Genomic DNA, 9,209 nt, shown 5'->3' on the forward strand with positions numbered 1-9,209 from the left:
GCCGCGGCGGCCCGCGGCGGCCGCGGCCTCACACCCGGCGTGGCCGGCCCCGATCACCAATACATCGTACACAGGCGGGCCTTTAGCTCGGGAGCGTTTCACGTGAAACACTACTTGCCAAGGCAAAAGCGGGAGAAAAGCGAATCGAGCACGTCATCGACTCCGGCTCGACCCGTGAGGCGGTCGAATGCAACGCGCGCGTGGCGCAACTCTTCGGCCAAAATCAGAACATCACCGGCCACCGACGCCGCGTCGAGCGCACTGACCGCTTCTTCGAAGCAACGCGCCTGGCGGCGGTTGAGGGCGATGGCGTCTTCGCCAGGAAGCAAATCGCGCGCGGTGCGTCCAATTTGCTCGAGCAGCTCGGGCATGCCCTCACCGGTGACGGACGACACTGCGATCGAGCCCGGAAGAACAGCGCTGCCCAAATCCGATTTGGGATGGACCTTGAGCGTGCGCGGATGATCCGGGGACTCGCCCGGCGCGCCAAGCCACACGAGAACGTCCGCCGCCTCGACAAGTGTAGTGGCACGCGCGACTCCGATCGCCTCCACGGGGTCTGACGAATCGCGCAAACCGGCCGTGTCGGTCAGGAGGATCGGTACACCGTCCAGCGCCAGCGGCACCTCGATATGGTCGCGCGTGGTCCCCGGCATGTCGGTGACGATCGCCCGCTCCTCCCCAGCTATAGCATTGAGAAGGCTAGATTTTCCAGTGTTAGGTGGGCCCGCGACCACCACCCTGATGCCGTCCTTCAGCCGTTCGGCACGGGGCCGGTCGAGCCAAGAGCGGAGCTCAGCACCCAAAGCGGCACATTCCCGCCGCAGCGTCGGATTCGCTTCGTCATCCGCCTCGTCATATTCGATCGCGCGCTCGGCCTCGGCCGACAGGCCAAGCAGGCACTGCTGCCACTCCGCAATCTGCTTCCTAAGCCCGCCTTCGGAGAGCGCGATCGCCGCCTTCCGTTGGGATTCGGTTTCCGCCTCGATCAGATCGGCCAAACCTTCTGCCTCGGTGAGGTCGATCCGGCCATTCTCGAATGCACGTCGCGTGAACTCGCCCGGCACGGCGGGCCGCAAACCGTCGATGGCGGCGAGCGCGGCGAGAACGGCGTCGACCACGGCCCTCCCGCCATGGCATTGAAGTTCCACGATATCTTCGCCGGTTGCGCTTGCCGGTGAATCAAAACGAAGGATCACGGCTTCGTCGAGCAAGTCGCCCGATCGCGGATGGTGCAACTGACGAACGGCCGCAGTGCGGGCCTCCGGGAGCGACCCGGCCATCCCCACCGCCGCCGCCTGTGCATTCGGCCCGCTGACGCGAATGACCGAGATCGCCGCCGGCGGACGGCCGCTCGACAAGGCGAAGATCGTATCCTGGCTCACGCCACGCGATTAGCGCGGGCGGGCCAGCGGATCAAAACGCCTGCGCGACAACCGGCCAGCCAAGCACCGGCGCGACATCATGGTAGCCGTCCCAGATCATCTTGAACGCGACCCACAGGATCACGAGCAAGCCGACCCATGCAATCCAGCGGTACCGCTCGATGTAGCGCGCGAGCAGGTTCGCGGCGAGGCCCATCAAGGCCACTGCAATGACCAGCCCCACGATCAGGATGCCGGGATGCTCGCGCGCCGCGCCGGCGACCGCCAGCACGTTGTCGAGGCTCATGCTGACGTCCGCGATGGCGACTCCCCATGCGGCGGCGGCAAAGCCCTTTGCGGGCCGCAGGCCCGAGCGCTCGTCGCCGACGATCTCCTCGGATCCGGGCGAGCAGTCCTGAGGCTCGCGGAGCTCGCGCCACATCTTCCACGCGACCCACAATAGCAACAGGCCGCCCGCGAGGATCAACCCCACGATCTGCAGCAATTGCGTGACAACGAGCGCGAAACCGATGCGCAGCACCAGCGCGGCAATCACGCCGATGAGGATGACCTTGCGGCGCTGTTCGGCCGGAAGGCCGGCCGCGAGCGCGCCGACGACAATTGCATTGTCGCCGGCGAGTACGAGATCGATCAGCAGGACTTGAAAGAAAGTGGCGAGCGCAACCGGTTGATCGAGGTTCGAGAAATCGCGCACGATGGCCGACCAGATTTCGCCCGGCCCGCCGAGGCCCTGAGGCGCGGCGGCGGCCGCGAGCATCAATATCGAGTCGACCACGAATTCTCCCATTTTAGGGGTGAGCCGGAACGGGAATGGAAGCCGGCAGCCCGACCTTGGTTCCATCGGCCCTAGCCGACCCCTAGGACCCTCCTCAAGCCCAGCACATGCTCGCCGCCAACCCAGCCTTCGTAGATCATCCCGACGGCGACCCACAAGATCACTGCCAGGCCGACGTAATTGAGCCACGGATAACGCTCGATGAGCCGGGCTACGTAATTGGCGGCGAACCCCATGAAAAGAACCGAGAAGGTCAGGCCGATCACGAGGAGCGCAGGGTTGTCGCGGGCGATCGACGCCACCAGCAACACGTTGTCGAGGCTCATGCTGAGGTCGGCTACCGTGATCCCGATGGCCGCCTGGAGCAGCGTCTTGCTCGCCGGCGGCCCTTCGATCGCGGCGGTGTCGGGATCGTCGACCACAACCGCCGGCCGGGGGTGGAGTTCGCGCCACATATTGTAGGCGACCCACAGCAACAGCAGCCCACCGGCGAACACCAGCCCGGTGACCCTCAACAACTGCGTGGCAATGACGGCGAAGGCGATGAGGAAGACCAGCGCCATGGCGACGCCGAACATCAGCACCTTCTTGCGGTCGCGCGGCGGTAACCCCGAGGCGAGCGCGCCCATGATAACGACATTGTCGCCGGCCATGGTGAGGTCGCCGATGACGATCTGCCCGAGCTTCGCGAGCCCCGCGGCCGTGAAGATCGCTCCGAAATCGAAGCCCTGAAGCATCGGGCCGAGCGCTTACTGGTTCATCGAGGCGAAGAAGTCCTCGTTCGACTTGGCGTCCTTCATCTTGTCGAGCAGGAACTGCATCGCGTCGATCGTGCCCATCTGCATCAGGATTCGGCGCAACACCCACATTTTGGTGAGGATCGCCTGGTCGACCAGCAGCTCTTCCTTGCGGGTTCCCGATTTGCCGACATCGAGCGCGGGGAAGATCCGCTTGTCGGAAACCTTGCGGTCGAGCACGATCTCGCTGTTACCGGTTCCCTTGAACTCCTCGAAGATGACCTCGTCCATCTTCGACCCGGTATCGATCAGCGCGGTGGCGATGATCGACAGAGAGCCGCCTTCCTCGATGTTGCGGGCGGCGCCGAAGAAGCGCTTCGGACGCTGCAGGGCGTTCGCGTCGACGCCGCCGGTCAGCACTTTGCCCGAGCTCGGAACGACGGTGTTGTAAGCGCGGCCCAGCCTCGTGATCGAGTCCAGGAGGATGACTACGTCCTTTTTGTGCTCGACCAGCCTTTTGGCTTTTTCGATCACCATCTCTGCGACTTGGACGTGGCGCTGGGCGGGCTCGTCGAAGGTCGAGGAGATGACTTCGCCGTTGACCGAGCGCTGCATATCGGTGACTTCCTCGGGACGCTCGTCGATCAACAGGACGATCAGGATCACCTCGGGATTATTGTCGGTGATCGCCCGAGCGATATTCTGCAGAAGCACGGTCTTGCCGGTGCGGGGCGGAGAAACGATCAGGGCACGCTGGCCTTTGCCGATCGGCGCTACGATGTCGATGACCCGGGCCGACTTGTCCTTGATGGTTGGATCGAGCGTGTCGAGCTTGAGCTTCTCGTCGGGATAGAGCGGCGTCAGATTGTCGAAATTGACGCGATGGCGGACTTGCTCGGGGTCGTCGAAATTGATGGTGGTGACCCGCGTCAGCGCGAAATAGCGCTCGCCTTCCTTGGGTCCGCGGATCTCACCTTCGACTGTGTCGCCGGTGCGGAGCCCGAATCGTCGGACGATCGACGGCGCGACGTAGATATCGTCGGGGCCGGCGAGATAGTTCGCTTCCGGAGAGCGGAGGAAGCCGAAGCCGTCGTTGAGCACCTCGATGGTGCCCGAGCCCATGATCTCGACTCCGTTCTCGGCCTGAATCTTGAGGATCGAGAACATGAGATCCTGCTTGCGCATCGTCGAAGCGCCTTCGACACCCATTTCCTCGGCCATTGCGACGAGATCGGCGGGGGTCTTTTTCTTCAAATCTTTCAAGTGCATGATTCGGTCTTTTCTTGGGAAGTTGCGCTCGAGCTCGTCTAGGATTCGATCAAAGCCGGAGGGCGGCAGGACGCCGCGGATGGGAACAGGCGCCGGCAATTTCAGGAAACTGGCCGGGGCCGCTCGCGAGTCGAGGTATGTCTCGCTGCGCTTGCTGTCAATCAGCCGCGTGCGGCCGGAGCGCCGAAACGACTAGAAGGGACGGACGATCACCAGAACGACGATGATCGCGGCGGCGATGCCGGGGATCTCGTTGATCATCCGCACGGCCTTGTTCGACAGCGGCCGTTCGCCACTCGCCAGCTTCTTTCCATAAAGGCCCAGCCAGCCCTGGTAGGCCGTCAGCAACACCACGAAAAGGAGCTTGGCGTGAAACCAGTGCTGGCTCCACGCATCGACGCTGAAGGCCAGCATAAGGCCGAGAATCCAGACGATGATCATTGCCGGAGTGAGGATGATCGAACGCACCCGCGACTCGCGCTCGATCCAGGCCCGATCCTCTGGCGAGCCGACCGGCGTCTCATGATGATAGACGTAAAAGCGCGGCAACAGGAACAACCCCGCCAGCCAGAATATTACGAAGGTGACGTGCGCTGCCTTCACCCACAGATAGGCGGGCCCAAGGAAGCCCGTCAGATCGCTCACCTTGCCCCCTTCACCAGGGCGATCAGTTCGCCCACGTGCTCGATCGGCGTGTCCTGCAGGATGCCGTGCCCGAGATTGAAGATGTGAGGCCGGTCGACGAACGCGTCAAGCACGCGGCCGACCGCTGTTTCGAGCACCTCCCCGCCGGCAACCAGCGCGAGCGGGTCGAGGTTGCCCTGGAGGGGCAGATCCTTGGGCAATTCGCTTGCGGCCCAGCATGGGTCCACGGTCTCGTCGAGGCCCAGGGCGCTGACCGCGGTTTCGCGTGCATAGGCCGAGAGCTTGCCGCCGGCTCCCTTCGGAAATCCGATCACCGGCACGCCGGCATGCCGCTCGCGTAGCGCGGCAACGATCCGCGCCGTCGGTGCGATCACCCATTGCTCGAACTGCGCCGGCGACAGGCTTCCAGCCCAGCTGTCGAAAAGCTGTACGGCCTCGGCGCCGGCATCGATCTGGCACGAGAGATATTCGACGGTGACATGCTCGATTCGGGCAATGATCTCCCCGAAGCGCTCGTTGTCCGCATAAGCAAGACGGCGGGCCTCGCTCTGATCGCGACTGCCCTGTCCTGCAACCATGTAGGTCGCGACCGTCCACGGGCTCCCGGCAAAGCCGATGAGCGTCTTGCCTTCGCCGAGCTGCGCGCGGACCTTCGCGACGGTTTCGTAGATTGGCTCAAGCCGTGTCAGAAAGGGCGTCAGGTCGTCCAGGTTCGCGCTCGTCAGCGGCGGCGTCAGGCGAGGCCCCTCGCCGGCAACGAAAGTCAGGTTCTGCCCGATCGCGAACGGAACGATCAGGATGTCGGAGAATAGAATGGCGGCGTCGATCTCGGGGAAGCGCTCCAGCGGCTGCAGCGTGATCCGCGCAGCTGCGTCGGAATCGTAGACGAGTTCGAGGAAGCTCCCCCTGTCGTGCCGAAGCTGACGATATTCGGGGAGGTAACGCCCGGCCTGGCGCATCATCCACGTCGGAACCGGGTCGCGCCGTTCCCCTTTGAGCACGGCCAGCAGCGGCTTTTCGGCGCGCGCTTTCGAAAGTTCGGTCGGCACCGAAGCCACCCTCTTATCTCCTATAGTATATTTAGAATCTTAGATTGATGTTGTTGTAGAGCGTGGGAGTGCGGGGTTTAGGCGCGGCTCCCCGACTTGCCAACAACCGGGGTCGAAGGTCGTTGCTCGTTGCAGCGCGAGTCGCGCCGATTTGCGCCCATGATTCACAAGCTGGGGATGGAAACGATCCCCGTGGATGAATCTTCGAAGGTGGGCATTCGAGGTGCCGTCAAATCGGCGGTTGAGACACTCCCCAGCGCCGCGCTACCGTTGTTTCGGCCCTTTTCCACAAGGTTGTACTTTGCCCCTGATTCTTGCCTCAGCCAGCGCGATCCGCCGGGCCATGCTCGACCAGGCTGGTGTGGCTCACCGGGTTGTTCCGGCGAACGTCGACGAAGGTGCCTTCAAAAGGCGGCTGCGCGAGCCGCGCATGCTGGCGCTGGAGCTGGCGCGCGCCAAGGCCATCGCCGTCAGCAGGGACAATCCCCGCGACATGGTGATCGGCAGCGATAGTGTCGTCAGCGTCGAGGATCGCCTGTTCGACAAGCCGCGGGATCGATTCGACGCGGCCGGGCACCTGCGGTTCTTCTCCGGCAAGACGATGATTCTGATGAGTGCGGTCGCGGTCGCGCGCGACGGCGAGCTCGAATGGAACCATGTCGAAACTGCGCGGCTGCTGGTGCGGTCATTGTCGGACGGGTTCATTGCCGATTATCTCGACGCCGAATGGCCGGAGGTCGGCGCGACCGTCGGCGTATTCCGGCTGGAGGGGCGAGGCGTGCAGCTTTTCGACCGCATCGAAGGCGACCATTTCACCATCCTCGGAATGCCGCTGATCCCGCTGCTCGGGGCGCTTCGCGGCCGCGGAATGTTGGCGGCATGATCAGAATCGCGCTCACCGGATCGATCGGCATGGGAAAGTCGACTGTCGCCCGGATGTTCGAAGCCGCCGGAGTTCCGGTATTCGATGCCGATGCCGTCGTGCGCCAGTTGCAGGGACCCGGCGGCGCCCTGGTCGAGCGCATCGGCGAATTGTTTCCGGGCTGCGTGCGGTCGGGGACGCTCGACCGCGAATGTCTTGCGGAGATCGTGCTCGGGGACCGGGCCAAGCTCGCCGCGCTCGAAGCAGTGGTGCATCCCGCGGTGCGCGAATGGCGGCAGGCGTTCATCGACCGGCATCGCGACGCGCCGGCGCTGCTGTTCGAAATTCCGCTGCTGTTCGAGACGGGCGGCGAGTACGATTTTGACAAGGTTGTCGTCGTCTCGGCGCCGGGCCAAGTGCAGCGCGCCCGGGTGCTCGAGCGCCGCGGCATGACGCTTGCGAAGCTAGAATCGGTCCTCGCCCGCCAGATGCCCGACGAAGAGAAGCGCCGGCGCGCCGATTTCGTGATCGACACGGACACCGACCTATCCACAACTGAGGCGCAGGTGCGCGACATTCTCGCTTGCCTGGGCGTCGCTGCCGGATAGATTCGTCGCTGTGCGCGAAATCGTCTTCGATACCGAAACAACCGGGCTCAATCCGTCGGGCGGCGACCGCATCGTCGAGATCGGTTGCGTGGAAATCTACAATCGCGTCGAGACCGGCCGCCACTTCCACGCTTATTTCAATCCCGAGCGGGAGATACCGACCGAGGCCGAAGCGGTGCACGGGCTCACCACCATCTTCCTGTCGGACAAGCCGCGCTTCTCGGAAAAGGCCGAGGAGTTGCTCGAGTTCATCGCCGACGCGCCGCTCATCGCGCACAATGCCAGTTTCGATTTCGGCTTCCTCAATTTCGAGCTGGAGCGCTGCGGACTGCCGGCTGTCTGCATCAGCCGGATGGTCGATACGCTTGCGCTTGCCCGGTCGCGGCACCCGGGGGCCAAGCATAGCCTCGACGCCTTGTGCGTGCGCTTCGGGATCGACCGCAGCCAGCGCATAAAGCATGGCGCGCTGCTCGACGCGCAGCTCCTTGCCCAGGTCTATGTCGAACTCACCGGTGGGCGGCAGATCGGGCTTGGACTGGTCGCGGACACCAAGAGCGTCGCGGTCGACCCGGCGGCCGGGCCCGTTACCGCGCGCGAACTGCGCCCGCCGCGGCCGCATGCGCCGGCGGAAGAGGAACTAGAACGCCACCGGGCGTTTATTGCTCAACTCGTCGATCCGCTCTGGGACCGCTTCGCCGCCGTCTGTTGACGGCGGCTTCCGCCGGGTCCTAAGCGGCCCCCCGATCGGAAGGAGCAGGTCACAGTGGACGTTCGGGTCGCAAACCACCAGGTCGATACTGGCGAATCGCTGCGCGAGCACGCTGAGCGGCGCATCGCCGAGATCACGGAAAAATATTTTTCACGTTCGATCGGCGCCAACGTCACTTTCGGCCGCGGACCGAGCAACGACTTTACGTGCGACATCGTCGCGCCAGTGCGGCAAGGCGTGGTGCTCAAGGCGTCGCACAATGCGCGCGAGGCCGAGATGGCGTTCAACGGGGCGGCCGACCGCATCGAGAAGCAACTCCGCCGCTACATGCGCCGCCTGAAGGATCACAAGGCTGACGACGGCGCCCAGGCTTATGTGGAAAATGCCGGCTACACGATTTTCTCCGGTTCCGGGGGCGGGAACGAAGACGAAGCAGGCTCCCCGACGATCGTCGCTGAGACGCGGGTCGACATTCCCGACTCGAGCGTCTCCGACGCAGTGATGTTGATGGACCTCCGGAACACCAATGCGCTGCTGTTCAAAAACAGCGGCACGGGCGAACTCAACATGGTCTATCGCCGCGAGGACGGAAATATCGGCTGGGTCGAGCCGCGAGCCTCCTGACGCCTTCTTTTCATCATCAGGCGGCGGTGGCACAGCTGCCGTCCACGAGTTTTATCCGATGCATCTTTCCGATTTTCTCGACTTCGACGCGATCAAGACTGCGCTTCCCGGCGGCAGCAAGAAGGCGCTGCTGCCGCAGTTGGCGAATCTCGCCGGCCAGCGGCTCGAGCTCGATCCGGGCGCGATCCTTGCGAGCGTTTCGGAGCGCGAGCAGCTCGGATCGACTGGTTTCGGGCAGGGTGTCGCGATCCCGCACGGCAAAGTCGAGGGACTGAAGCAGATCTACGGTTTGTTTGCGCGGCTCGCCGAACCCATCGACTACAAGGCGATCGACGCGAAGCCCGTCGACCTCGTCTTCCTGCTACTTTCGCCGCCCGATGCGGGCGCCGATCACCTGAAAGCGCTCGCCGCGATCAGCCGCGTGACCCGTCACGCAGCGACTCTCGAAAAGATGCGCGGGGCGCGCAGCCGCGACGCGCTTGCGGCGGTGCTGATCGGCGCGGACGAGCGGGACGCCGCCTGAGCGGGCGGCTCCCGGCGAGCCTC

The 9,209-nt window shown here is 64.2% G+C and carries 12 protein-coding genes; 5 read left to right on the forward strand and 7 right to left on the reverse strand.

Going from position 1 to position 9,209, the window contains the following annotated elements; all coding sequences use genetic code 11:
* From GH737_RS16090 to hemE, 7 genes are all read right to left on the reverse strand, one after another.
* On the reverse strand, positions 1-111 hold a 111-nt coding region (locus tag GH737_RS16090), incomplete at its 3' end, for an FAD-dependent oxidoreductase (protein WP_155264778.1).
* Positions 111-1,385 (reverse strand): tRNA uridine-5-carboxymethylaminomethyl(34) synthesis GTPase MnmE, encoded by a 1,275-nt coding sequence (gene mnmE, locus GH737_RS10530; RefSeq protein WP_155264779.1) that lies wholly within the window; start codon positions 1,383-1,385, stop codon positions 111-113. The genes GH737_RS16090 and mnmE, both read right to left, overlap by 1 nt.
* Positions 1,386-1,416: 31 nt before the next feature.
* A complete protein-coding gene (locus tag GH737_RS10535) occupies positions 1,417-2,142 on the reverse strand; it encodes a YjbE family putative metal transport protein (protein WP_420853447.1) in 726 nt (241 codons plus the stop codon).
* Positions 2,143-2,231: 89 nt separating this feature from the next.
* Positions 2,232-2,897 carry a YjbE family putative metal transport protein gene (locus GH737_RS10540; protein WP_155264781.1) on the reverse strand — a complete coding sequence of 222 codons (666 nt, stop codon included), beginning with the start codon at positions 2,895-2,897 and terminating at the stop codon, positions 2,232-2,234.
* Positions 2,898-2,909: 12 nt separating this feature from the next.
* The gene (gene rho / locus GH737_RS10545) at positions 2,910-4,166 is read right to left on the reverse strand and encodes a transcription termination factor Rho (RefSeq protein ID WP_155264782.1); all 1,257 of its coding nucleotides are present in this window, start codon (positions 4,164-4,166) and stop codon (positions 2,910-2,912) included.
* A gap of 192 nt (positions 4,167-4,358) precedes the next feature.
* On the reverse strand, positions 4,359-4,811 hold the full coding sequence (locus GH737_RS10550; protein ID WP_155264783.1) for a CopD family protein: 453 nt from the start codon (positions 4,809-4,811) through the stop codon (positions 4,359-4,361).
* Entirely contained in the window at positions 4,808-5,869 is a 1,062-nt protein-coding gene (hemE, locus tag GH737_RS10555) for a uroporphyrinogen decarboxylase (RefSeq protein ID WP_420853446.1), read from the reverse strand. Before hemE ends, GH737_RS10550 begins: the two co-directional genes overlap by 4 nt.
* Before the next feature lie 292 nt (positions 5,870-6,161).
* Between hemE and GH737_RS10560 the strand changes: the two genes are divergently transcribed.
* The 5 genes from GH737_RS10560 to GH737_RS10580 are packed head-to-tail and all read left to right on the forward strand — an operon-like array spanning position 6,162 to position 9,186.
* Complete coding sequence (locus tag GH737_RS10560; RefSeq protein WP_275401960.1) at positions 6,162-6,743, forward strand: Maf family protein; 582 nt, start codon at positions 6,162-6,164, stop codon at positions 6,741-6,743.
* Positions 6,740-7,330, forward strand: a complete 591-nt coding sequence (gene coaE / locus GH737_RS10565) for a dephospho-CoA kinase (protein WP_155264786.1) — start codon at positions 6,740-6,742, stop codon at positions 7,328-7,330. The genes GH737_RS10560 and coaE overlap by 4 nt, the downstream gene beginning before the upstream one ends.
* Before the next feature lie 10 nt (positions 7,331-7,340).
* Entirely contained in the window at positions 7,341-8,039 is a 699-nt protein-coding gene (dnaQ, locus tag GH737_RS10570) for a DNA polymerase III subunit epsilon (protein ID WP_155264787.1), read from the forward strand.
* A 54-nt stretch (positions 8,040-8,093) separates the two neighbouring features.
* Positions 8,094-8,663 (forward strand): ribosome hibernation-promoting factor, HPF/YfiA family, encoded by a 570-nt coding sequence (hpf, locus tag GH737_RS10575; protein WP_155264788.1) that lies wholly within the window; start codon positions 8,094-8,096, stop codon positions 8,661-8,663.
* A 58-nt stretch (positions 8,664-8,721) separates the two neighbouring features.
* Positions 8,722-9,186 (forward strand): PTS sugar transporter subunit IIA, encoded by a 465-nt coding sequence (locus GH737_RS10580; RefSeq protein ID WP_155264789.1) that lies wholly within the window; start codon positions 8,722-8,724, stop codon positions 9,184-9,186.
* The last annotated feature ends 23 nt before the right edge of the window (positions 9,187-9,209 follow it).

Source organism: Sphingomonas segetis, from assembly GCF_009720245.1.
In the GTDB taxonomy this organism is placed as follows: Bacteria; Pseudomonadota; Alphaproteobacteria; order Sphingomonadales; family Sphingomonadaceae; genus Sphingomicrobium; species Sphingomicrobium segetis.